This is a genomic window from Vibrio sp. L3-7, assembly GCF_963898195.1.
Lineage (GTDB): Bacteria > Pseudomonadota > Gammaproteobacteria > Enterobacterales > Vibrionaceae > Vibrio > Vibrio echinoideorum.
In genome coordinates this window covers 178,294-203,232 of sequence record NZ_CAWQUW010000023.1, presented here as the reverse complement: position 1 = coordinate 203,232, position 24,939 = coordinate 178,294, and the positions used below count along the sequence as shown (strand labels likewise).

19 protein-coding genes are annotated in these 24,939 nt (G+C 44.9%); 14 read left to right on the top strand and 5 right to left on the bottom strand.

Translation table 11 applies throughout. The features are described from left to right. Window positions 1–108 precede the first annotated feature (108 nt). Window positions 109–1,062: a LysR family transcriptional regulator gene (locus AACW75_RS15970; RefSeq protein ID WP_054545783.1), complete on the top strand. Its 954-nt coding sequence runs from the start codon at window positions 109–111 to the stop codon at window positions 1,060–1,062. A gap of 174 nt (window positions 1,063–1,236) precedes the next feature. Then, window positions 1,237–3,420, top strand: a complete 2,184-nt coding sequence (locus tag AACW75_RS15965; protein ID WP_237297465.1) for a malate synthase G — start codon at window positions 1,237–1,239, stop codon at window positions 3,418–3,420. 350 nt (window positions 3,421–3,770) lie between these two features. Here AACW75_RS15965 and AACW75_RS15960 read toward each other — a convergent pair whose 3' ends face one another. Together AACW75_RS15960 and AACW75_RS15955 are read right to left on the bottom strand one after the other, a co-directional pair. Next, the gene (locus AACW75_RS15960; protein WP_237297464.1) at window positions 3,771–5,198 is read right to left on the bottom strand and encodes an NAD-dependent succinate-semialdehyde dehydrogenase; all 1,428 of its coding nucleotides are present in this window, start codon (window positions 5,196–5,198) and stop codon (window positions 3,771–3,773) included. A gap of 182 nt (window positions 5,199–5,380) precedes the next feature. Next, the gene (locus AACW75_RS15955) at window positions 5,381–6,163 is read right to left on the bottom strand and encodes an IclR family transcriptional regulator (RefSeq protein ID WP_054545780.1); all 783 of its coding nucleotides are present in this window, start codon (window positions 6,161–6,163) and stop codon (window positions 5,381–5,383) included. A gap of 153 nt (window positions 6,164–6,316) precedes the next feature. Between AACW75_RS15955 and pta the strand changes: the two genes are divergently transcribed. Together pta and AACW75_RS15945 are read left to right on the top strand one after the other, a co-directional pair. Next, entirely contained in the window at window positions 6,317–7,390 is a 1,074-nt protein-coding gene (gene pta, locus AACW75_RS15950; RefSeq protein ID WP_237297463.1) for a phosphate acetyltransferase, read from the top strand. 73 nt (window positions 7,391–7,463) lie between these two features. Continuing rightward, a complete protein-coding gene (locus tag AACW75_RS15945; protein WP_102363544.1) occupies window positions 7,464–8,231 on the top strand; it encodes a TSUP family transporter in 768 nt (255 codons plus the stop codon). A 166-nt stretch (window positions 8,232–8,397) separates the two neighbouring features. On the opposite strand, the gene AACW75_RS15940 is transcribed toward AACW75_RS15945, so the two are convergent. Together AACW75_RS15940 and AACW75_RS15935 are read right to left on the bottom strand one after the other, a co-directional pair. Continuing rightward, window positions 8,398–10,116, bottom strand: coding sequence for a cobaltochelatase CobT-related protein (locus tag AACW75_RS15940; RefSeq protein WP_145569017.1), 1,719 nt, complete (start codon window positions 10,114–10,116; stop codon window positions 8,398–8,400). Between the two features lie 3 nt (window positions 10,117–10,119). After that, complete coding sequence (locus AACW75_RS15935; protein ID WP_017077362.1) at window positions 10,120–11,103, bottom strand: AAA family ATPase; 984 nt, start codon at window positions 11,101–11,103, stop codon at window positions 10,120–10,122. 262 nt (window positions 11,104–11,365) lie between these two features. Here AACW75_RS15935 and xsc point away from each other — a divergent pair, with 262 nt between their 5' ends. The 10 genes from xsc (at window position 11,366) to AACW75_RS15885 (ending at window position 23,678) form a co-directional block, all read left to right on the top strand. Continuing rightward, window positions 11,366–13,177 (top strand): sulfoacetaldehyde acetyltransferase, encoded by a 1,812-nt coding sequence (gene xsc / locus AACW75_RS15930; RefSeq protein WP_004731917.1) that lies wholly within the window; start codon window positions 11,366–11,368, stop codon window positions 13,175–13,177. 429 nt (window positions 13,178–13,606) lie between these two features. Then, a complete protein-coding gene (locus tag AACW75_RS15925) occupies window positions 13,607–14,422 on the top strand; it encodes an FRG domain-containing protein (RefSeq protein ID WP_145569019.1) in 816 nt (271 codons plus the stop codon). Window positions 14,423–14,686: 264 nt separating this feature from the next. Continuing rightward, window positions 14,687–15,124, top strand: a complete 438-nt coding sequence (locus AACW75_RS15920) for a nuclear transport factor 2 family protein (protein ID WP_004731912.1) — start codon at window positions 14,687–14,689, stop codon at window positions 15,122–15,124. 48 nt (window positions 15,125–15,172) lie between these two features. Beyond that, the gene (locus AACW75_RS15915) at window positions 15,173–16,639 is read left to right on the top strand and encodes an NAD(P)/FAD-dependent oxidoreductase (RefSeq protein WP_145569021.1); all 1,467 of its coding nucleotides are present in this window, start codon (window positions 15,173–15,175) and stop codon (window positions 16,637–16,639) included. 117 nt (window positions 16,640–16,756) lie between these two features. Continuing rightward, window positions 16,757–17,758, top strand: a complete 1,002-nt coding sequence (locus tag AACW75_RS15910; protein ID WP_102513168.1) for a TRAP transporter substrate-binding protein — start codon at window positions 16,757–16,759, stop codon at window positions 17,756–17,758. A 164-nt stretch (window positions 17,759–17,922) separates the two neighbouring features. After that, entirely contained in the window at window positions 17,923–18,465 is a 543-nt protein-coding gene (locus AACW75_RS15905; protein ID WP_017074740.1) for a TRAP transporter small permease, read from the top strand. Window positions 18,466–18,502: 37 nt separating this feature from the next. Further along, on the top strand, window positions 18,503–19,843 hold the full coding sequence (locus AACW75_RS15900; protein WP_017074741.1) for a TRAP transporter large permease: 1,341 nt from the start codon (window positions 18,503–18,505) through the stop codon (window positions 19,841–19,843). A gap of 11 nt (window positions 19,844–19,854) precedes the next feature. Next, window positions 19,855–20,775: a cache domain-containing protein gene (locus AACW75_RS15895; protein WP_017074742.1), complete on the top strand. Its 921-nt coding sequence runs from the start codon at window positions 19,855–19,857 to the stop codon at window positions 20,773–20,775. Between the two features lie 236 nt (window positions 20,776–21,011). Continuing rightward, complete coding sequence (locus AACW75_RS15890; RefSeq protein WP_145569023.1) at window positions 21,012–21,584, top strand: hypothetical protein; 573 nt, start codon at window positions 21,012–21,014, stop codon at window positions 21,582–21,584. A gap of 486 nt (window positions 21,585–22,070) precedes the next feature. Next, window positions 22,071–23,678: a BCCT family transporter gene (locus tag AACW75_RS15885; RefSeq protein WP_004731897.1), complete on the top strand. Its 1,608-nt coding sequence runs from the start codon at window positions 22,071–22,073 to the stop codon at window positions 23,676–23,678. A 202-nt stretch (window positions 23,679–23,880) separates the two neighbouring features. Here the strand turns inward: AACW75_RS15885 and AACW75_RS15880 are convergent, their stop codons facing one another. Beyond that, complete coding sequence (locus AACW75_RS15880) at window positions 23,881–24,807, bottom strand: M14 family metallopeptidase (RefSeq protein ID WP_017087367.1); 927 nt, start codon at window positions 24,805–24,807, stop codon at window positions 23,881–23,883. Between the last annotated feature and the right edge of the window lie 132 nt (window positions 24,808–24,939).

The following is a 24,939-nucleotide window of genomic DNA, read 5'->3' as shown; positions in this document are numbered from 1 at the left end:
CAATTTGGCGAGGTCATTTGATTTGGACTAAATCTAACCATGGACAAAGAATAACCATGTATGTGATAATTTTGTTAATTTATAGTTATTATATTCGGTATTTTTTATATGAATATTGCTCGTATAGACCTTAATTTACTTGTGTATTTAGACATGTTGCTACGTGAAAGAAACGTAACACGTGCGGCAAATCAGCTAGGAATTACTCAACCCGCCATGAGTAATGGCCTACGCCGATTAAGGGATCTGTTTGAAGACCCATTGTTGGTGAGAACAAGTGAAGGGATGGTACCAACCGAGCGCGCACATAAGTTGCAACCACTGATCCGTAATATATTGGCGAATGTAGAGAAGACGCTACAACCCACAACTGAGTTTAATGCGGAAGACAGCGAACGCGTGTTTCGTATCATGGCGAGTGACTATGCAGAATCGACCATTATTCAGCCATTGCTTAAAAAACTGAGTGAAATAGCTCCGAAAATTCGATTGGATATCATGACGCCAAGTGATGTGAGCTATAAGGATGTGGAACAAGGCACTGTTGATATTATCATCAACCGATTTGATGATATTCCACAGTCGTTTCACCAGATGAGCCTTTGGCACGACGGGTTCTCCTGCTTATTTAGCTGTGATAACCCGATTGCTGATAACTTTGATATTTTGTCTTATTTAAAGGCGCAACATATTTGGGTGAGTAAGACAGGGATGGGCACAGGTGTTGGGATCAACCCAAGCGAAGCACAAAAGCTGGGTTGGATTGATGAAGCACTAATGCGTATCGGTAAAACCCGAAATATTACGGTATTTACTCGACATTATTTGTCGGCGATTCTCTTCGCTCAACAAAAGAATCTGATCCTTACCATTCCAACCAAAGCGGCACAGTTACAGCGCAACAATCCTAGGTTGTTAATCAAACCAGCACCTTTCGCTATTGAACCCTTTGAGGTGAAGATGGCATGGAGCCCATTGTTACAAACCAATCCAGACCATCAGTGGATGCGTCGATTGATTAAAAGTGTTGCCAATGAAATAGAGAGTGGTGTGACGGAATAACACAGTTTGTAGGGTATTTTTTATATGAATATCCAGTATAAACGGCATAAATTAGCTAAATTCATGCCCGTTAAGTAAGTTTAAGCTAGTAACGTAAATTTGAGTTAGTAACGTAAATTTAAGCCAGTTACGTAGAATTATTGAGTAGTCATCAGTTAGTTTGAGAGAGATTTTATGAGCAGTCGTATTCAACAGGGAAGCTTGAACATTGATAGCACCCTCTACCAATTAATTAATGAGCAGGTCATTCCTGGAACGGGCATTATCGCAGAAGACTTTTGGCAATCTTTTGCAGATATCCTTGCAGACTTGGCTCCAAAGAATCGCGCATTGCTTATTAAGCGTGAAGACCTTCAACACCAAATTGATGTTTGGCACCAGGAGCGTGCAGGACAAACATTGGATGCAGCAGAGTACAAACAGTTCCTACAACAGATTGGCTACTTAGTCCCTGAAGGCGATGATTTTCAAGTCACCACTGCAAACGTAGAACCTGAAATTGCTACACAAGCAGGGCCGCAGCTTGTTGTACCTATTATGAACGCGCGCTTTGCACTTAATGCCGCAAACGCACGTTGGGGTAGCTTATATGATGCGCTCTACGGAACGGATGTCATCAGCGAAAGTGATGGTGCAGAAAAAGGTGGCAGCTTTAACCCAGTTCGCGGCGCCAAAGTTGTCACTTATGCCCGCGAGTTCCTTGATGATGCTGCGCCGTTAAATGGTGTTTCTCATAAAGACGTGACCAAATACAGTATCAGCAACGTGAGCATTGGTAACACGCTGACGGCGACACTAGATAACGGCGAAGAAGTCACTCTAATTGATCATAGCCAGTTCATTGGCTACCAAGGTGATGCGAGTGCGCCTTCAAGTATTCTGATCAAGCACAACAACCTACATATTGAAATTCAAATTGACCCGAGCGCACCAATTGGCAGCGTTGATGTTGCTGGCATTAAAGATGTGCTAGTGGAAGCGGCACTCACCACCATTATGGATTGCGAAGACTCCGTTGCCGCAGTCGATGGTGAAGATAAAGCTCTGGCTTACAGTAACTGGCTCGGTTTGATGAAAGGCGACTTGCAAGAGTCGTTACAGAAAAATGGTAAAACCATCGTTCGTAGTTTGAACCCAGACCGCCAATACACCAGTGTCACCGGTGGTGAGATTTCGCTTAAAGGTCGCAGTATGTTGTTTATACGCAACGTGGGCCACTTAATGACCAACCCAGCCATCATTGATGATCAAGGTAATGAAGTACCTGAAGGCATTATGGATGGCATGGTCACTTCGCTAATCGCAATGCATGATTTAAAAGGCAACAGCGCTTACCAAAACTCGACAGCGAACAGCATCAATATAGTAAAACCTAAGATGCATGGCCCTGAAGAAGTGGCGTTTACTAATGAATTATTTGGCCGCATTGAAGATGCATTAGGCTTAGATCGATTCACGATCAAAGTTGGCATCATGGACGAAGAGCGTCGTACTTCGGTTAACCTTAAAGAATGTATTCGAGCGGCTAAAGACCGTGTTGTGTTTATCAATACCGGTTTCTTAGACCGAACCGGTGATGAAATTCACACCAGCATGGAAGCTGGCCCGTTTGCGCCTAAAACACAGCTGAAAACCATGACTTGGATTGGTGCATACGAAGATCAAAACGTCGATCTTGGTTTGGCTTGTGGTCTGCAAGGTAAAGCCCAGATTGGTAAAGGCATGTGGCCAGAACCAGACAATATGGCGAAGATGATGGATGCGAAAATTGGTCATCCGCAAGCAGGCGCAAATACTGCTTGGGTTCCTTCTCCAACTGCGGCGACTTTGCATGCTCTGCACTATCACAAGGTGAGTGTACCAAGTCGTCAGAAAGAGCTTCGTGAGCGAGTGAGAGCGAACGTCGACGATATTCTGACTATTCCGCTATTAGGCAAACAAAAGCTGACCGCTCAAGACATCCAAAACGAATTGGACAACAATACACAAGGTATTCTTGGCTACGTAGTTCGTTGGATTGACCAAGGTGTCGGGTGTTCTAAGGTGCCGGATATCAATGATGTAGGCTTGATGGAAGACCGCGCTACGCTGCGTATTTCGAGCCAACATATTGCGAACTGGTTACGCCATGGAATTTGTAATGAAGCCCAAGTTATGAAAACCATGAAGCGTATGGCCGCAGTGGTTGATGAGCAAAACGCTGGTGACCCGAGCTACCGTAATATGGCACCTGACTTTGAAAACAGCATTGCCTTTTCAGCCGCGTGTCAGTTGGTATTCGAAGGTTGTGCTCAACCAAGTGGTTACACCGAGCCAGTGCTGCATGCGATGCGTTTGAAGTTGAAAGCACTTACATAACCAAAACTGCTAAATAGTTCAACACTGGAATAGCTGAGTAGCTAAATAAAAAAGTAAACGATATTACATAACAACGTCACTAAATAATAAAACCACTAAGAAAAGAAACACCCTTTTAAACCGAGCCCAAGGTGCCGCGCTTTATAGCGCGGCTTTTTTTGAGTTTTTTTGAAGGGGTAGGTGCTTTAAAGCTTTTGAGATTTAAGAATTAGGAATCGCTAATATCAAAGTTTCGTAGTCATTAAAACGTTGTTATCACCAAAGCTTCTTTACCACTAAAACGTTGTAACCATTAAATGTTCTTTGTCGCTAAATCTTCATTGTCGATAAGGCTTCGTTACTGCCAAAATCTAGTTACTACCAAAACACAGATATTTAATGTCCATGTACTCATCGATGCCTTCTTTGGCACCTTCACGGCCAATACCTGATTGCTTAACACCACCGAAAGGGGCGACTTCGGTAGAGATCAATCCATCATTGATGCCGACCATTCCGTACTCAAGCGCTTCTGCGATTTTCCATACACGGTGGATATTCTGGCTATAGAAGTATGATGCTAAACCGTAAATTGTATCGTTGGCCATCTCGATGAGCTCTTCGTCGGTATCGAATTGCATCACGGGTGCGACTGGGCCAAAAATCTCTTGTTGAACGATGTCCATGCTGTGTTTTACATCTTTAAGAACAACGGGCTGAAGGAAGAGTCCATCAAGTTGTTGAAGTGGCGTCACAGGTTTAGCACCTTGTTCAATAGCTCGGTTTATCAATCCTTGGATGTTTTGCTTAGCACCTTCATTGATAACAGGGCCAACCGTTACGCCTTCGTCCAAACCGTTTCCAATTTTAAGCAGCTGTACTGCTTGGTCGAACTTAGCCACAAACTCATCGTGTACTTTACTGTGTACGTAGAATCGGTTTGCACAGACACAGGTTTGTCCCGCATTACGGAATTTTGAAGCCATTGCGCCTTGAACGGCAGCGTCGATATCCGCATCGTCAAACACGATAAACGGTGCGTTGCCGCCCAGTTCCATTGAAGTACGCTTAATGCCTTTCGCCGCTTGAGCCATCAAGATACTGCCGACTCGGGTAGAACCAGTAAAAGAGATTTTTTTAATCAGTGGGTGTGAGGTGAAAAGACCACCCACTTGCTCTGGGCTTTCACCGAGTACGACTTGAAGTAGGTCCTTGGGGATGCCGGCTTGATAAGCGAGCTCAACCACGGCAAACGCAGAAAGCGGTGTTTCATCTGACGGCTTCACGACAAAGCTACAACCCGCGGCTAAGGCAGGTGCGGCTTTACGCGTGATCATCGCCGTTGGAAAGTTCCATGGGGTAATGGCACAAGCCACTCCAATAGGTTGCTTGATCGTAACTAAGCGTTTGCCCGCGACTGTACTCGGGATTGAATCGCCATAGGTTCGCTTCGCTTCTTCGGCGAACCACTCTATAAAACTCGCACCATAAACGATCTCGCCCTTTGCTTCGGCTAACGGTTTGCCTTGTTCAATCGTCATTAGCCGAGCAAGATCATCTTTGTTTTCGAGGATCAGCTGATGCCAGCGATGAAGTAATGCGGCGCGAGATTTAGCAGGTACTTGAGCCCACTCTTTTTGTGCTATGTGAGCGCGTTCGATAGCACTTGTTAATTCAGACTCAGATAAAATAGGTGCGTGCCCTACGAGTTCCCCAGTTGCCGGGTTTGTTACCGAAACAGCGTTTGTTGGTTCTGTCACCATAAAAGAGAGTAAGTGCTTGTTGTTAATGTTTAGCATCGTGTTTCCTTTGTCGTGATTACTTAAGTATGTTGCTGTTTATGATAAATGCGGGCGTTAAAATGATTTCGACCAAACATCGTTTGGCCGAATACCGTTTAGCCGAATACAGTGACAACGGGGCAACAGGCTTCAATATGTACTTAAAGCCAGATCCTACAGTTAAGCTGAAATTATCAAAACTAACCCCAATTATCAGATTCTATTTTTGCGAGCGCTTTTGCCGCTTTTTGAAGCGCTGGTAAGAATTTAATCGCTTCATCTGGTCTTAATCGAATGACAGGTGCTTGTATTGCGAGGCCGAGGTTTGATTGACCCGTAGATGACGGAATCAGCACGGCGATACAGACTAAGCCCGGCAAAAACTCTTCGTCATCAATTGCAAAACCTTGGATTTTCGCTTCTTCGATGTCTTTCTCTAATGTCGAATAGTCGGTAATGGTATTTAAGGTGTATTGAGTTAATGGCACGTTTTCAATCAGTCTTCGACGCTGTGACTTAGACATGTGCGCTAAAAACAATTTCCCGCTTGCTGAACAATGCACTGGGACGCGAGAGCCTGGGTGTAGGTGAAAACGAAGGGGGGCTTCAGTTTCTGCACGATCAAGATAGATGATCTCGCCACTTGATAGCGCCGTTAGGTTACAGCTTTCGCCGACTTCTGCTCTCAGGTTTTCAAGGATAGTGCGTCGAGCGCTGTGCATGGTGCTATTCAACAGTAGGTTTTCGGCAAGCTTTCTGAGTCGAATACCTGAGCTGTAGTGCTTCTCATCGCCGTCTCTTTGAATGATGCCTGCTGCTTCTAACTGCTGAAGCATTCGGTGCAGGGTCGGTTTTGGTAGTCCAGTTTCTTCGACTAATCCTTGAAGAGAAATAAACTCGTCTTTTTGCGCTATCACCTCTAATAGTGCAAAAAGTCGGAGAGTCGGTGTATCCCCTTGAACTGGTGGTGTTTCTGTTTGCATATAATGATCCATCCTTGCGATATGTCTATGCCTAAGAGTGTACATACCAAATCATTATTCTTCAATTATCTGAATAAAATTTGACCTTTTTTATTATTCCAATAATATAAATATAAATTATGGAACAATTGATCTCAATAAATGGAATTTAAGATGAAGGCGATTGAACGGATTATTGATAAGGCTCACTTAGATCGTAAGCGAGTGGTTTTGAGTGAAGCTGAGGACCCGCGAGTACTAGCAGCCGCAAGAATGGCGATAGACAAACAGCTCGCTCACATCACCCTAGTAGGGGATGAACCAGCGATCATCGCTGCTGCAGAATTACATCACATTGATCTTGTAGGCATTCATATTGTTTCCCCACAGGCGTCATCACTCAAAGAAGTGCTCGCTGAGCGGTTGTATACGCTAAGAAAAGCGAAAGGTATGACTTACGATGACGCGTTAGAGTTGGTTCTAGACCCACTCGTTTTTGCCAATTTGATGGTCAGAGAGGGGCTGGTCGATGGCACAGTTAATGGCGCAGTTTACACAACGTCAGATGTTGTGCGGGCCGCGCTACAAATCATCGGGCCAGCACCAGACAGCGAACTGGTGTCCAGTTTCTTTTTGATGATGCTGTGTGAGCCTTTCCATAATCTAAAGGGTGGGTTGATTTTTAGCGATTGCGGTTTGGTGATTGATCCCAATGAAGCGGAATTAGCATCCATTGCGGTTGCCGCATCGAAAAGTGCCCAAACGTTACTGATGGAGCAACCTAAGGTGGCGATGCTTTCTTTTTCTACCAACGGCAGTGCTAAGCATGAATCGGTCGATAAGGTTCGTAACGCGGCTCAGTTAGTTAAACAACGTTGCCCCGGAATCGCCGTCGATCAGGATGTTCAACTCGATGCCGCGATTGTGACTGAGATTGCCGCGAAAAAGTTGCCAGATTCAGAGGTGAAAGGTCAATCGAACGTGTTGATATTCCCCAATTTAGAAGCAGGCAATATTGGTTATAAGCTTGCGGAAAGGTTAGGTGGGGCAGTTGCGATTGGACCGTTATTACAAGGCCTGAATCAACCTGCCAATGATCTATCGAGAGGGTGTAGCGCGCAAGATATCTTTAATGTGATCGCGGTGACCGCGGTACAAGCGCAGCAAGAGAAAGTGTCTGATTCTAACGCTGATATTGATATTGATGTTGAAGAAAGAGAAGAGTCGACGTTTGATTTTAGGTATTAACATTTAGATCCCGAAGTTAATACTGAATCTTGCACCCAAAATAAAACCCTAAACAACCTAATTAGGATTGCTGATGGAGTTACCTGTTTTACTCGCCATTCTTGCCACCATCGCGGTGGGTACCTATTTCCAAACCGTCACGGGGTTTGGTCTTGGGATCATTGTAATTGGTTTAACGGTCAGTCTTAATCTGGTTTCCTTACCCGTTATTGCTGCTGTGGTCAGTATTGTGACTTTGTTTAATTGCTTTGTCGCTTTGATGGGTAAGCCACTGCTTGGGGAGCTCAAAATTCTGGTGGTGTTAGTCATCGGTATTATTCCCGGTGTATCGATGGGGGTGTTTTTGCTGGACGAGTTGAGTGACTCTGCGACCAATATCTTGCGAGGGCTATTGGGTGCGATGGTGCTATTCGCAGGTTTGAGTTTTATGTTCAAACCTAAAACCAGAAAGGATCGTTCGGCAACGGTATCATTCCTTATATCAGGATTTAGCTCTGGTTTAGCGGGCGGGTTATTTGGGATGGCGGGCCCTCCGATTGTTTATCATCTCTATCGGCAACCTTTTACACTCGATCTGGTGCGAAGCACACTGCTGATGGTGTTCGCTTGTACGTCGATGTCGCGTACTGTCAATGTCTACGTTGCAGGCGACATGGAACCGAGCATACTGTGGCTATCCGCTATTGCTGTCCCCTTGGTGGCGCTTGTCACGATGTTTGCTCGACGTTTCCCGCCACCGTTGTCTAATGACCAATTAAGAAAGCTGGTGTTTACGGTGCTGATGTTGATTGGTGGGTATCTGATGGCTGTGTCTGCATGGTCGTTGCTTGCTGTCTTTTAGTTGCTTGCTATCTCTTAGTTGCTCGCTATTTCCTAGTTACTTGTTATCTCTTAGCTGCTGCTATCTCTTAAGAATATCCTCTAGAAAAGGCTAGCGGCCTGCTAGCCAATACTTCACTGCTCCCCGAAATTTCACTTCTCATTGAGTGCACGCATAAACAAAAAGCCTAACGCTTTAGCATTTCAAATACGTTCCTACATAGCCCGAACAAGCAGCTCTCTTGTACGTCCAAGGTAATGTTGTTGCGGTAATATGGGCTCAAATCCACTCCCATCCCCACGCCATGAATCTCAATTCCGTTTTTGGTCGACTCACGTTCAATCACTTGTTTGAGGTGGTTATCCAAATAGAACTGATCGTTGGCGGTGCTGGTGGCGGTATCCATTGGGCAGCCGTCTGAGAAGACGATCAAAACCTTTCGTTGAGCAGTGTGCTGTTGCAACCGCTGGCTAGCGAACTGCACCGCTTCGCCATCAATCCCTTCTTTAAAGACGTCTGCTTTACGAAGGCTAGCAATACCAAGGCGAGATCGTCTCCAATGCGTATCAAAATCCTTAAACACGATGTGCCGAACTTCGTTCAAGCGGCCTGGGTGCTTTGGTTGGCCTTGTTTAAGCCACTGTCGATAGACCTTGCCACCATTCCAGTTGTTGGTAGTGAAGCCAATGATCTCAAATGGGATATCAGCCAATCCTACGGATTTGAGAATCGTATCCATCAACAAACTTAACTTGTGACTGTGCTTTTGCATAGAACCTGAACAATCCATCAAAAACGTGATGGCACATTGATGAGATGCGCCGATGTCAGGTTGATAAAAGACAGTGCGATCTAATGGCGAAGTGATGAGCTTGGTTATGGTAGTGGCGTTAACAATGCCTTCTTCTAAATGGTCCTGACGTCGGTTCCTTTGTGGCGTGGCGACAAAGCTGGTGAGCATCGCGGCTAAACGGCGAGTGTTTACTTGTCTCGCCATGATGTCATCGGTGAGTTTCTGCCTCAGTTCGAGTAATAGGGCGCGCCTGACGAGTTTATCTGCGGCGACAATTTGATCAAATTCTGAATTAAAGACCTGATAATTCGCGCCCGAAAGCTCGAACACCTTACTACTGCCTGTGATGTCAGTATCGACGTCTTGATCTTGAATGTCGCCATCAACGATAAGGGCAAGTTGCGCAAGGATCTTGATGTCTTCTTCAACGGTTGGCGTGGGCGAGTTATCGCTCTCTTGCTCTTGGTTGATGAGCTCTTGTGCAAGGGCTGCCAACTCGTTGGCGCAGTGTGCAAACAGTTGTTGGTCGGCTCGATGTTGCTTTAAACGTTTTAGGCTGTGCCCAAAAGTAGGCACGATGCCGGCGCGAGTCGATTCAATGGTTTCAGCGATAGGCTCAGAAACGGGAACACCAGTTAAACGGGTGTGGATGACTTGCATCAGAGTAAACAGCAACATGCCTATTCGTGATTCGGTAAAGCCATTTTGATGATATTGGTCGCTCCAATACGCAAAGTTGAATTGGATATTGGTGGTCACGCCTTTTAGATAAGGCGGGACTTGAGATTCAATTCGGACCTGTTCGCAGAAGTCGTAAAGCAGACGTTCTATTTCGTTTTGAGGGCGTAGTGAATAGTGGAGGTCAGCGTCTGAAAGCAATAATCGCAGTGCCGATGAATCGATCTTGCCCTGCATCGATAGCTTGCTGTTTTTTAGCTCGTGGCGAGACACAAAGGTGAGATCGTTAGTATGTGCGGACTGGTAATAACAGGGCCTATTACCTTTATAAAGACGTTCTCCTCGATAGTTCAGATTGAGTTCGCCACTGATTGCTCTGGCGACAGACACACCAATATCGAGGATCTTTTTCTGCTGAGAAGAAACATTGGCCATGGTTTACGACTCCGAGTGCGAATAGTTTTGAGTATGCGTTTCCAAGGCTTCACCAAAGCAACGGAAATAGTATTCGCTAACCAGTTCTTTCTCTTCGTCTTCACAGCGATTCAAGAATGACAACCTAAATGCGGTCGCTACATCGTCGAATATTTGGATGTTTTCAGCCCAAGTGAGCACTGTTCGCGGAGACATCACAGTCGAAAGGTCGCCAGCCCGAAACCCGTTACGCGTTAATCCTGCGGTTGCGATCATTTTCTCGACCAGTTGTCGGCCACTTTCATTATTCAGCTCTGGAAGCTTAGATAACACGATTTTGGTTTCATGTTGTGGGTCTAAATAGTTGAGCGTAGCGATGATGTTCCATCTATCTAACTGACTGTGGTTAAGCACTTGAGTACCCGAATACAAACCTGAAAAGTTACCCAAGCCAAGCGTGTTGCAGGTAGCAAACAGGCGGAAAGAAGGGTGAGGAGTGATCACTCGGTTTTGTTCTAAAGAGGTGTATTTACCGTCTTGCTCTAATAGCTGTTGAATCACAAACATCACGTCAGGGCGACCAGCGTCGTATTCATCTAATACCAGTGCGATGGGTTGTTGAATGCTCTGAGGAAGAATGCCTTCTTTAAACTCTGTTACTTGCATCCCGTCTTTAATGACGATGCTGTCTTTACCGATGAAATCCAAGCGACTTAAGTGTCCGTCTAGGTTGATCCTCAAACATGGCCAATTCAATCTCGCGGCAATTTGCTCAATGTGAGACGACTTGCCCGTTCCATGTGTGCCTTGTATCAATGTGCGACGATTGGAGGTGAACCCCGCCAATATAGCCAGCGTCACTTCGGGGTCAAAACAGTAATTTGGGTCGACTTTCGGCACATATTCACCCGGATGTTCAAATGCCATCACCGTTAGGTTGCTGTCGATGCCAAAGCGTTCTCTCACGCTTACCGGCTGCGTTGGTACCAATTCCGCCTCTTTCATCATATTTCCCTCTATATAGCTCATTACTTGTCGCTGCTATCGCGATATGTCATCGATTATTAACAGCTCCAGTTAAGTTAACGGCACTTTTTGTACGAAAAACTACCAATAATGTGATCCAGTTTTATTAATTAGAATGAATTGTTCCATTTTAATATAAAAAGTTGACGCGCAAAAATTCTACTACTAAGGTGAAAATGAATTCGAAAAAGAGACAATTCATTCCGAAAAATGAAATTTTGGTTAACTCAAGGAGAATGGAAGAATGAGCGAGCAAGAAAAACGTACGGTTGTTTCCGGCACAGTAACAATGACACCATCAGAAGCGTTCGTTGAAACTATGGTTGCTAATGATGTTACCGATATGTTCGGCATCATGGGGTCGGCATTTATGGACGCAATGGATATCTTTGCTCCTGCTGGCATTCGATTGGTTCCAGTAGTACACGAGCAAGGCGCTGCCCACATGGCAGATGGCTATTCTCGTGTATCGGGTCGCCACGGTGTAGTCATCGGGCAAAATGGCCCTGGTATTAGTAACTGTGTAACAGCAATTGCTGCGGCGTTCTGGGCACATAGCCCGGTCGTAATTGTGACGCCAGAGACAGGCACTAAAACAATGGGCTTAGGTGGTTTCCAAGAATGTAACCAGCTTCCAATGTTCCAAGAGTTTACTAAGTATCAAGGACACGTAACGCACCCAGACCGTATGGCGGAATACACAGGCCGATGCTTCGACCGTGCGATGAGTGAAATGGGTCCAACTCAACTGAATATTCCACGTGACTATTTCTACGGTGAAACACAAACCGAGATCCCTAAACCCGCGCGCTTAGACCGTGGTCCAGGTGGTGAGAAATCTCTGAATGAAGCAGCAGACTTGATAGCTGAAGCGAAATTCCCAGTCATCATTTCCGGTGGCGGCGTGGTCATGGCTGATGCAGTTCAAGAGTGTGCGGCATTAGCAGAAAGACTAGGTGCACCTGTAGTGAACAGCTACCTACACAATGACTCTTTCCCTGCTAGTCACCCATTATGGTGTGGTCCTTTAGGCTACCAAGGTTCGAAAGCAGCAATGAAATTGATGGCTCAAGCGGATGTGGTTATCGCTTTGGGTACACGTCTTGGTCCATTTGGTACTTTGCCTCAACATGGCATGGACTACTGGCCGAAGAACGCGAAAATCATTCAGATTGATGCTGACAACAAGATGCTTGGTCTGGTTAAGAAGATTTCGGTTGGTATCTGTGGTGATGCGAAAGCAGCTGCGGTTGCTCTATCTGAAAGATTGGAAGGTCGTGCACTGTTGTGTGATGACAACAAAGGCGCTCGTCAAGACACAGTCGCAACAGAGAAAGCACTTTGGGAAAAAGAGCTTGATGAATGGACACACGAACGTGACTCTTTCAGCTTGGATATGATTGAGGAAAACTCACACGAGACTCCGTTCTCTGGTGGCGAATATCTACACCCACGCCAAGTATTGCGTGAGCTAGAAAAAGCGATGCCAGAAGACGTAATGGTCTCGACGGATATCGGTAACATCAACTCAGTGGCAAACAGCTACTTACGCTTTGAAAAACCACGTAGCTTCTTTGCTGCAATGAGTTTCGGTAACTGTGGTTACGCATTCCCGACCATCATTGGTGCGAAAGCAGCGGCACCTCATCGTCCAGCTATTTCTTATGCAGGCGATGGTGCGTGGGGCATGAGCTTGATGGAAACCATGACATGTGTTCGCCATAACATTCCAGTGACAGCCGTGGTATTCCACAACCGTCAATGGGGTGCGGAGAAGAAGAACCAAGTCGACTTCTACAACCGACGCTTTGTTGCCGGTGAACTTGAAAACCAAAGCTTTGCAGAGATTGCACGAGCAATGGGTGCTGAAGGTATCACGGTTGATAAGCTTGAAGATGTAGGTCCAACCTTGCAAAAAGCCATCGACATGCAGATGAACGAGGGCAAAACAACCATCATTGAAATCATGTGTACTCAGGAGTTGGGCGACCCGTTCCGCCGAGATGCACTATCAACACCGGTTCGTTTCCTAGATAAATACAAAGATTACGTATAAGTCATAGGAAGTTTGTCCGGCCACAGAAATCTCGAGAGTGTTAGAGAAAGTGCTATCGAGAATGTGGTCGGGCAATACCAACGGGTATTGGCAAAGGACTTAGGTGAAGAACGTAAACGCTTAGTTCAATAATTTCCAGTTAAACATTAGAACACTAATTAAATGTTCATAAGGAAAATAAGTGGTTATAGCTATATAAACTTTGTTAACTCGTTATTATTAATCGACCATTAACTCATAGCTACTTAGTGAATGGTTCTAATACTGATACTTGTTTATGAAGATATATACTTATTATCATTTTAGAAAAATACAATAACGACACTCGTTGACTATTGGTCAATCGTTATTATTGGTTGGTTTTTATCATCGATTGATAGGGTTGTTGATATTTGGATTTTACCGAATTTAAATTAAGTGAATCGTAGTATGCATGTTGTGAAAAATAAACATTATATAAGCTCACTCGAAGAGCTGTATAAAATAATCGATTCACTTATTACAGAGTGTAGTGGGCATCGTGGTTTGATTTATAACGTGTGTGATTATGAAAATAATAACCTGATGCCAAGCTTAGGTCGCTCAAATCGAAAGAATATTCGCCGTGTCGAACAAGAGCTTCTTTCGACCGTGAGAGTTTATGGCGGGCATTCGTTGAGTGCACACGAGATAAACGATTGGTTATTGATGTGTTTAGCCAAGAAACAGGGGTTTCCAACCCGTTTACTTGAGTGGACAGATAACCTGGTCAATGCGTTGTGGTCTGTGTGTCATAGCCAAAGCAAAGATTGTATCAATATTATTAAAGCCATTGATTATCATAAGGTTAGTGTTTTTAACTCACCATGTGACCTGAGTAGAACTCAGATATTCAATGTGGCTGATTGTGATCAGCAAGAGCAACGAAAGGATAAGTGGTATTCCATTCACCCATTTAAGGAAGGTGGCAATGATGCCATTCAGCCTTTGTACGATGAGAAAGAATATTCAAACGGTCTAGTGTCCGTTCATATTCTTCCATCAGCGAAAGTAAACCTGATAAAGGAATTAACCTCCATGAATGTTTTAAATGAACCGACAGAATATATTGAAGAGAAACTGGCTGATTTGAAAAATGAAGCCCATGTAGATGGTAATCAAGCAATTAATAAAGGTGAGGGTAATATCGAATTACAAGTTAATACTCATGATCGCCAGCTTGAGCAGTATGGCCGAAAGTACCATCAAGATTTTGACTTCGACTAAAGTCTAATATTTCTAATTATTTTATTTAGACCTCGTATAAATCTAGTGAGTGACTGTGTAAATAAAATTAGAACACTAATTAATTTATAAAAAGATGAAATCTGTGAGCTTAAAGATTGTTTATAAAGTAACTCGAAGTTAGAGTGGCGAAGCTTGTTATCAAGTTGTTAAATTTCACAGATCTAGTTTAAACACTCTAATAAAAAAGTGGCGCAAAGCTACTGAAATTTAAACCAATAACGAAAACATAAAGGATTCTGGAATATGAATATGCAAACCAATGCAGCGACATTCGTGCTGGAAAACCAAGTCGACACCGCCTTTTTACAGTCTTTTAGTGATGCATGGAATAACCATGATATTGAAGCGCTAATGTCGTTTATGACCGAAGACTGTGTCTTCCACACCGTGGCAGGGGAAGGCGTACTTGGAAACACTATCGAAGGGTACGAAGCCGTTCGCAATAGCTTTGAATTGGTTTGGCAGAACTTTCCAGATGCAGCCTGGAGCGACCCTGTCCACTTTGTGTGTGGTGACCGCGCAGTAAGCGAATCAACGTTCTCTGCGACTAACCCTGATGGCACCGTCATCGAAGCTCGTATGGTTGATGTGTTTACCCTGAAAGATGGAAAAATCAGCGTAAAAAATGCCTTCCGTAAAACACGACCTCTTTTGACTCCCAGCAATACTCCCAAGAGCTAGACACGAAACCAAAATCAGTCCACGTGTTATGACTAGGAGAGTCGAATTATGAGTTTAGTAATGGAACAACCGGCAGCCGATGTGCCGCCAAAGGTGACAAGCACCCAAGCACAAGAAAGTACCCAAGCAAAAGAAAGATACGACCCAAAATACGATCCACTTAAAGACAAGAGCCCAGGTCACGGCAAGGAATACGCCCCGACTTATTGGGTAGATACCGCAGGCGCGCCACCTGAAGATGATGGCCCAATTACATCGGATATGGATGTCGATGTAGCGATAATCGGTTCAGGCTACACAGGCTTAAGCACCGCGATACACCTTGCTGAAATGTACGGCATTAAAGCGACTGTGATTGAAGCTAACCGTTTGAGTTGGGGCTGCAGTACCCGAAATGGTGGCCAGGCTCAGTGTGCGTCAGGACGTTTGAAGCGTTCTCAGTGGATTGAACGCTGGGGACTCGAAACCGCACTGAAAATGCACCGCGAGTGCATCGAAGGCATGAACACGTTTAAGTCTCTAATCAAAGACATTGATTGTGACCCGCAGCCGGGTGGCCACTTATACGTTGCTCACCGTCCAAAAGTGATGGCAACGCTTGAGAAAGAAGCCAAGTTGCTGCGTGACACGTTTGATTACGATGCGCAGATCTTAGATGCGGAAACCGTAAAGCGTGATTACGTTGGTGACCAAGAAGCGGCAGGCGCAATGCATGAGCCAGAAGGTATTGGCATTCATGCAGGGAAACTGGCATTTGGTTATCTAAGAAAGGCGAGAGCACTCGGCGTAAAAGTTCACCCAGCAAGCCCTGTGATGGGATGGGAAACTCGCAACGGTGTGCATTACCTGAAAACACCAGGTGGTGTGGTTAAGGCTCGTTCTGTCGGTGTTTGTACCGGTGGGTATACCAGCCAAGGTTTGCATTCAGAGCTGAAGAATCGCCTATTACCTGTACTTTCTAACTCGATGGTGACGCGTCCGTTAACTCAAGACGAAATCGCCGCGTGCAACTTCAAAACCAATCAGGTGATTACTGATACTAGGATCTTGCGTCATTACTACCGTTTGTTACCCGATAACCGAGTGCAGATAGGTACACGCAGTGCCATCAGTGGCAAGAACGCACCTGAAAAGAAATACGAAGATATGTTGAGATCGGATTTAACCCGAAAATTCCCTTCTCTCGATCAGATCAAAATCGATTATTCATGGTGGGGGTGGGTAGATGTTAGCCACGACATGATGCCAAGAATCTATCAGCCGAATCCAAAGCAATCCATATTCTACGCACTAGGGTATGGCGGCAATGGTGTGATGTACTCCGCTCAAGCAGGCAAGCGCCTTGCTCAGTGGATTGCAGGTGAAGGTCATAAGCTTGACTTGCCAATATTTGAATCAAAACTTCCGTTCCCCAACGTAAGGGAAGTGGTGGAATCTGAGATGTTTGCACCATTTCGAAGAGTAGGGCAACAGTTCCTTTATCAGTGGTATTCGTTAAAGGATGAAGTGCTTTAGCTACTCGAACATTGTTTCCAAAATAGGGAAATAGAACTACGACCAGGAAAGTTGTACCAGGTCACCTTGTGAGCAAAGTACAGGCAGGAAGTCTGTATGATATGAAAGGTTAAGACTATGAAATTTATTAAAAATAAAATTATTGCTGGCGTCACAATTGTAGCAACAGCGATGCTATCTCATACCGCGGCAGCAGCAAATTTTAAAATGGCTATCGGCGATGCTGCTGGTGGTACGCAGTGGGAACTAGCGACATCATTTTCTGAATTGATGGAGCAAAAAACAGACGGTAAAGTCAAAATCGACCTGTTCCCGAATGGTCAATTGGGCAATGAGCAAGATACCGTCAACGACGCGGCAATCGGCCTTCTCGACTTCTCTGTATTGGCGATCAACAACGTGACGCCTTTCTCTCCAACGGTTGGTCTATTGACCATGCCTTATGTCATTCAAAGTGCAGAAGAAGCGGTGCTATTAACTCAAGGCCAAGTGGGTCAAGACCTTGTCGACAATACTATCCGTGACGCAGGCGTTCGCATCGTAGGTTGGGCTTATTCTGGTTTTAGGGTTCTGACTAACTCTAAAAAATCAGTGGCTTCACCAGCGGATCTAAAAGGACTAGTGATTCGTGTTCCTCGTAACGAAATCATGATTGCTTCGTACCAAGCATGGGGTGTAAACCCAACACCTATGGCTTGGTCAGAAACCTTTACTGGCCTACAACAAGGCGTGGTTGATGGTCAAGACAACCCATATATCACTGTTCATGCGATGAAGTTCAATGAAGTACAAAAGTACGTAACAAACCTGCGTTACATCTTCTCACTTGAGCCGTTAATCGTCAGTGAAACGGTCTTCCAACAACAGACACCTGAGATGCAAAAGATCATTCTTGAAGCGGGTCAGGAAGCAACAGAACACAGCTTTGCTTATCTAGAGAATACTGAAAACAAGATCCGTGAAGAGCTACAAGCAAAAGGCATGGTATTCACAGACCCAGCAGACAATGAGCAAGAGTGGATCAGCAAGGTAACGAAATCAGTTTGGCCTAAGTTCTATTCAAGCATTGGTGGCAAAGACAAGCTAGACGACGTTCTTGAGTTACTAGGTAGAAAGTAACGATTAGATACGCCCTATCTGCTGTTCTCCGCTACTTAATCACCTAGCGATAGAACAGTGAGATAGGGCCTTTACATGGCTTTACTCGTTGATCTGTTCAGTACCTGATCTTTTTAGTACCGCGAGCGATTGGTTGTCATGTGGAAATCAACATTGGAGGTTATATGTCAGTCGCTAAAACGATAAAAAAGCACCTTAACAACATCGAGGAATATACCTGTTGTCTGTTGTTAGCAAGCTTTGTCTTATTGCTGTTCACACAAATCCTTACTCGTCAGTTTTTTGATTACTCCATACCTTGGGGTGATGAAGTGGCTACTTACATGTTTGTTTGGTTTGCTTATTTAGGAGCCGTTGTGGCGGCAAAAATGTCAGCGCATAACCGAGTCAGTTTTCACTTCAAGTTTTTCCCACCGATTGTTCAGACCGTCTGTGAAACTATCGCTGACTTCTTATGGTTGCTGTTCAACGGTTACTTTGTCTACCTCAGCTACGATTTCGTGTTCAACAAAATGAACCTGTTTTGGAAGTCTCAGACAACAGGCATCCCAATGAAATACTTCTATATGATTTTGCCTATCGCGTTTTCGTTGATGATGATTCGAATTATCTGGAACAACTATGAGCGTTTGTTCAAAGGCGCTAAAAACGAAGATCCTGAAGTCAAAGAACTGCGCAAAATGACGGCACAAAAATCATCACAGTAGTCGTCATAGAGAATAGTCGTAATAGAGAGATGTAATAATGGAATCCTATTTAACTCTAATTTTATTTGGTGGCTTCTTAACCCTGTTAATTCTGGGTGCACCAATCACCGTATCACTGGCCGGCGCTTCAATGGCGGCCTATATGTTGCTCGACAAAAATCCTATCGCTTTAGTACAGATCGCGTTTACTTCGGTGGGTAATTTCCCGTTAATGGCGCTGCCGGCCTTTGTTCTTGCTGGCGCATTAATGGAGGCGGCGGGTATCTCGAAACGGTTGGTGGATATAGCCGAGAGCTTAGCCGGACCCGTGACGGGTGGCCTTGGCGCTGCAACCGTGATGGCGTGTTTGTTTTTTGGTGCTATCTCAGGTTCAGGCCCTGCAACCACAGCTGCGGTAGGTATGCTAATGGTGCCAGCAATGGTTAAGCGAGATTATGATAAGAGCTACGCCTCCGCGGTGACTGCTGCTTCAGGGGGATTGGGTATTATTATCCCACCCTCAATTCCCTTGGTTATTTTCGGTATCTCCGCAATGGGATTAATGGCACCGCCAGAGGCCATTGCTCAACACGGGCAGTTTGCCTCTTTATCTATTCCAAAACTGTTTGTTGCTGGGGTTGTGCCTGGCTTCATTATGGCGTCGACACTCGTCGTCACTAACTACTTTATTGCTAAACGTGAAGGCTACAAAGGGTTGACTGAAAACTGGTCATTTAGCGAAGTAAGACACTCGTTGCGCCGAGGTATATGGTCGATACTGGCTCCGTTTTTGATTCTCGGAGGTATCTACAGCGGTATGTTCACACCCACAGAATCGGCGGTTGTGGCTATCTTCTATTCACTGTTTGTCGGAGTGTTTATTCACCGAGAGTTATCGTTCAAAAGCACGATTAAGTCATTGTCGACAACGACATGGATCACTGGACGTGTGTTGCTGATTCTATTCGCGGCAACGGTATTTGGTCGCTTGTTAATCGAACAAAAAATTCCGGTTGTGGTGGCGGAGTCATTGTTAGGGTTCACTGACAACATGTACATGGTGTGGGCATTGACTATTGTGTTACTGCTTTTCGTTGGCATGTTCATGGAAACCTTGGCCGCGATCATGATCATCGTGCCGGTCTTGTTGCCAATCATGTACATGCTCGGTGCGGATCCAACGCACGTAGGAATCGTGGTGGTGTGTACGTTATCGATAGGATTTGCTACGCCGCCGCTCGGTGAAAATATCTTTGTTGCCTCGGGGATAGGCGGAGCCACGGTCGAACAGATCACCGCTAAGATCCATCCCTTTGTGCTTGCATCCGTTATTGGCGTGTTCGTTATCGCTTTCTTCCCGCAAATTACACTTTGGCTACCGTCCTTGGTGGGCTATTAGGAGAGGTCACTATGAATATATCAAGAATTATCCTTATTGGTTGTGCCGTATTTGCAGTGATCAGTGGCATTGGGTTGCGTGCCGAACATTCAGAAACAGCGAAAGAAAACGAGCCAGTCAATGTGCTCGACATTTCAGAACCACATGTTGTCAGTGACGCTGAAAGAAGAGCCAAAACCCTGCTTGCGAAGGCGGTGATACATGTGCAAAAGGATGGCGATGAGAGTGTGAGTGACTTCATGAGCGACCCTGAATATACAGACGGTGAGCTTTATGTGTTTGCTTTAGGGATTGATGGCCAATTCCTCGCCAGTGGCGGATCTTCAATGGTGTTGGTGGGCGACAGCGTTTTGGACACTCAAGATGTTTATGGCAATCCTTTTTTCCGAGAAATGATCACTAAGGCTGTACATAACGGTTTTGGCGAAGTTCAGTACCATTGGACAAATCCGACTGACCGCATGGGTGAGCCTAAGACCACCTTCTTTGAACGAGTGGGCGATGTGATTGTGGCTGTGGGTTACTACCCTGAACGCTCAAGTGCCGCAGAAGCTAAGCGATTGTTGGCAAGAGCCATGACGGCGATAGTCGAATCCGAACAAGACAGCATTACCGAGTTCAATAATAGCGAAGGTCGCTTTGTTGAAGGAGACTTGTATGTGTTCGTGATGGACATGAGCTCTGGAAAGCTGCTCGCACACGGTGTATCTCCTGAACTTGTCGGGCGATCACACAACGAAATCCTAAGCCCTGACGATAAACCGATTCTTACTGAGATGTTGAACCTCGCAAAAGAAAACGGGCGTGGAGTTTATACCTACCGATGGTTGAATCCGCTGTCGAGCAAAGTCGAAACCAAGCATACCTATTATCGAGTAATCGACAATAAGTTGGTTGGTGTCGGTTATTACACAAAATCAAACAACACGTAATAGTGGTTCTAGTGAGCCCTCAGCCCAGGGAAATCAAGGGCTAGGGGCTCAAAATGCCGGTGTGTGTAAAAAAGCAATTTAGTAAAATTCACAGTGTGAAATTTTTGTTGTGAAATTGTTTAGAAAATACAAGTAGTATGAAATACATGGAAGCAACACAGTAAAGAACAATTTTGAAAAGGGTCAATCAGGATTTTTGACCTACATGAAATTCAAAGCCGTAAGAGGGAAAAACTATGAATATGCTGACACTAGACAAAACAGAACTTCACAGAAACCATTCAACATTTATTGCTGAAGCTGTCTTTGCCGTCGAAATGGTGAAAGCAGACAAGCAACTCGAAAAACAGAAAATGGCGAAGCAGTTGCTTGATACTTTATTTCCTCTTGAGGCGGGTTCACACGAAGATGCAGTGAGCTACGAGATTGATTATCGACATGTTCAGGTTTACTTCAAAAACGGTGAACACACAGGCCTGAAACGAGCTAAACACTTTGTGGCTTACACAGGTGATAAGTCAAAACCATCAGCAATCTTATTCCGTGACGAAAGCGGTACACACGTTGAAGTGACAATCGGTGCTCGCAAAGGTACTGGCCACTTGGAATTAGTTGATATTCAAGATATCCAACTAGAGACATGCACTACGTTTGGCCAAACAGAGGCGAACCGTTCTTCTGGCATCCGTCACTGGGTGAGCTTAGTGAAAGGCGATGAAAGCGGTCGACCGAACGCTTCAAGTGAAGATAAAGAGTTCACGGCAAAAAATGGCGAAGACTATAACCTAGGTTTTTGCTTCGCGATCTAATGTGCTGTCCTTGAAATGTGAAGTGCTGCTCTGCTAGACGTAGCACTGACATTTGAATACTGATTTCTCTTTTACCTTTGGTAATTTCCCCGCCCCTATAGCGGGGCTTTTTTGTTAGAGCTATAAATAAATTAGGCTGTTGTTGATTTTATCTTTAGAAAGTTTGAATGAGATTTTACAGTGCGTTATTTTAATTTAAAGTGCTGTATTTAAACATTTTTATTTGTTTATTTTATTCTGTTTTTATTGGCTTAACTATCACTATTGACGGTGGTTTGGGTGACTATTGAGCTAAAACTCAGTCAAAATGCTTTGAGCTGTGCTATAATCCGCGCCTTGGGATTGAGCCAATAAGTCCATTTGTCACCAATCATTGTGATTTTTATCGCCTTTTTATTTAGGTGGTGCGGCGAGCCAATCAAGTAGTAATTGGATATGGAGAGCGTCCTTATATTCGTTAATTCGGATATGCGAACATCATAATTTATGAGTTTTAAATCAAAAAAATACAGTATTGATTCTACTGACTATCAAGTTGGTCAAGACAACGTCAGTAAATGGGGCATGGATGTCCATAACACAGTCTTCGTAGCCTCAGTAGGCTTATCTCTTCTCTTCATCATCACTCTTCTTGCTCTTCCTCCTGCAGATGCTAAAGCTGCTATTGATTCTATCAAGGGTGCTGTTTTATCAAAGTTTGACTTCCTCTTTATGTGGGGAGCTAACATCATGCTAGCGTTTGCCGTTGTTCTCGCGTTTTCACCTTTGGGTAAAATTCGTCTAGGTGGCGAAGACGCGACGGCGGATTACTCCATGTCATCTTGGATAGCAATGCTATTCGCAGCGGGTATGGGTATAGGACTTATTTTTTGGGGTGTTGCAGAGCCAACCGCGTTCTTCACGAACTGGTTCGGAACGCCACTCGGTGCAGAACCTTTTACAGAAGCAGGCCGTGAACTCGCTCTTGGCGCGACACTGTTCCACTGGGGTTTTCATGCATGGGCTATCTATGGCATGACGGCGCTTTGTCTAGCGTACTTTGTTTACAACAAAGGCTTACCGCTATCAATGCGTTCTGTGTTTTACCCAATACTGGGTGAACGAGTTTGGGGTAAAACAGGTGATGTGATCGACGTACTAACGGTACTGGTTACTCTGTTTGGCCTTGCGACTTCATTAGGCCTAGGTGGTACGCAGGCAGCAAGTGGTATTAGCCACGTGTTTGGCTTGGAAAACAACATCTACCTTCAGCAATCTATTATCGTTTTGATTATGGGCTTGGCGATCATCTCTGTTATGCGTGGCATGGACGGTGGTGTTAAGTTCCTAAGTAACCTGAACATGGTTATTGCGTTCGTATTCCTTGGTCTTATCGCTGTTCTGAACTTCACAACCGTGCTTGATTCTGTGGCAACGGCGGTGACGGGTTATGCGAATAACATCGTAGCGTTGAGCCAAAGCTCTGGTCGTGAAGACACAACATGGCTGCATGGCTGGACTGTGTTCTACTGGGCATGGTGGGTTGCGTATGCACCTTTCTTCGGCATGTTTGTAGCGCGTATTTCTAAAGGCCGTACGGTTCGTGAGTTTTTACTTTGCGTACTGATTATCCCAACATTGGTAACGTCGGCTTGGATGGCTATCTTCGGCGGCGTGGCTATCGAGCAAGTAATTAATCATGTAGGGCAACTTGGTCTCGACCAAGGCATCACAGACGTGTCTCTAAGCTTGTTCTACATGCTAGATGCTTACTCGTTCGGTAGTATTCTGTCGGTTCTCGCAGTCGCGCTGATCATCGTGTTCTTCGTTACAACGCTAGACTCAGGCTCTATCGTTATCGATGGCATGACAGCGGGTGGTAAGCTTGAAGTTCCTGTTAAACAGAAAGTGGTTTGGGCGGTTATCTCAGGCGCTATTGCAATGGTGATGTTGTGGATTGGTGGTACTCAATCTATCCAAGCTCTGCAATCGATCACGATCATTGCTGCACTACCGTTTACGATCATTCTTCTGATTGGTTGTTTCAGCTTGTTGAAAGGTCTACTGACTGAAGTAGATAAAGGACAAGAAAACGTTAGCGAAACCGCTAAATAAAGTAATCAAGTATGGGGAGTAGATAGTTCGCTAGTTACTCCTTATTAAGCATTATTTCAAAGCTCTCTTGTACTGTGTGCAAGGGAGCTTTTTTATGCCCAAGAAGAAATCAAAGACAAGCAGATAAGACAAAAAAAGAGCCACAAGTGAATCGTCACTTGTGGCTCTTTTTAGTTTTAGGGAGCAGCTATTAGCTAATAGCTTACGCGTTCAATTCATGTTGAATTACGTAATCCAAAGCACCGACTACAGCAGCAACTTGAGCGTCATTACACTCTTCGTCTGTCACTTTGTCGCTGTCTGGGTAAACCTCAGTGGTTGTGCCGTACTTACAATCAGTCACACCACCACATAAGCCAAGCTTATTCATTGGGTAGTTAATCACACCATGTTGGGTAACTTCAGAACCAATGATCTTGCCGTCTGCGTCTGCTGGCGCAATGTGCGTTACTTTTTCAACTGAAGCAATTACCGCCGCTTGGAACTCAGGCTGTGGATTTTCAGTATCACCAACTGTGTAGAAACCGTCTGGGATCATACCTTCGATGTACTCAATGCCATCACGCGCTGCGAGTGCTGGTCGGAATTCTGTTTCGTCAGAATCCGTCGTTTCGTGTAGATCAACGTGAACCAACACTTCTGGTAAAGAAGCGACTAATGCACGTAGGTTCGCTGATTCTTCTGCTGGTGTACCATCGTAGAAAGAGCGGTTTGGATCGACAGCATTTGGGTTCCAACGGTTGATGACTTCGTAACCCCAAGGGCTCACACAAGGTGCAACAACAATGTTGAAGTGTGCTGAGTACTGTTCTGCTTGAGTTGCGGCGAACTTGATCGCGCCATGCACACCACTGGTTTCGTAACCGTGAACACCACCCGTTACAAGGATCGTTGGTTTTGATGCGTCCCAGTTTTTGCTTTTGATTGCAAAAAGCGGGAAACGAGCTTCATCGTAGCTCAGTGCGCCGTATTGCTCGATGTCAAAGCGGTCTGCCAATGCTTGGATTTTTGGCACAACTTCTTGTTGATATTCACGCTTAACCGTTCTTTGAGCGAACCATGCTTGACGTTCTGCTTGTTGCCATTTTTTTCCAGGCTCACCGATTGGGTAGGAGTATTCACTTTTCATCTATACTTCTTCTTTTATGTTCGTGAAAGATGAAGACAGACTATTCCTGTCTAACAGAGACAGCAATAGAAAACACAATTTGTGACTCTATTTTTTACAGACTCATAACTTTGATGAGTGGATTGATGGTGT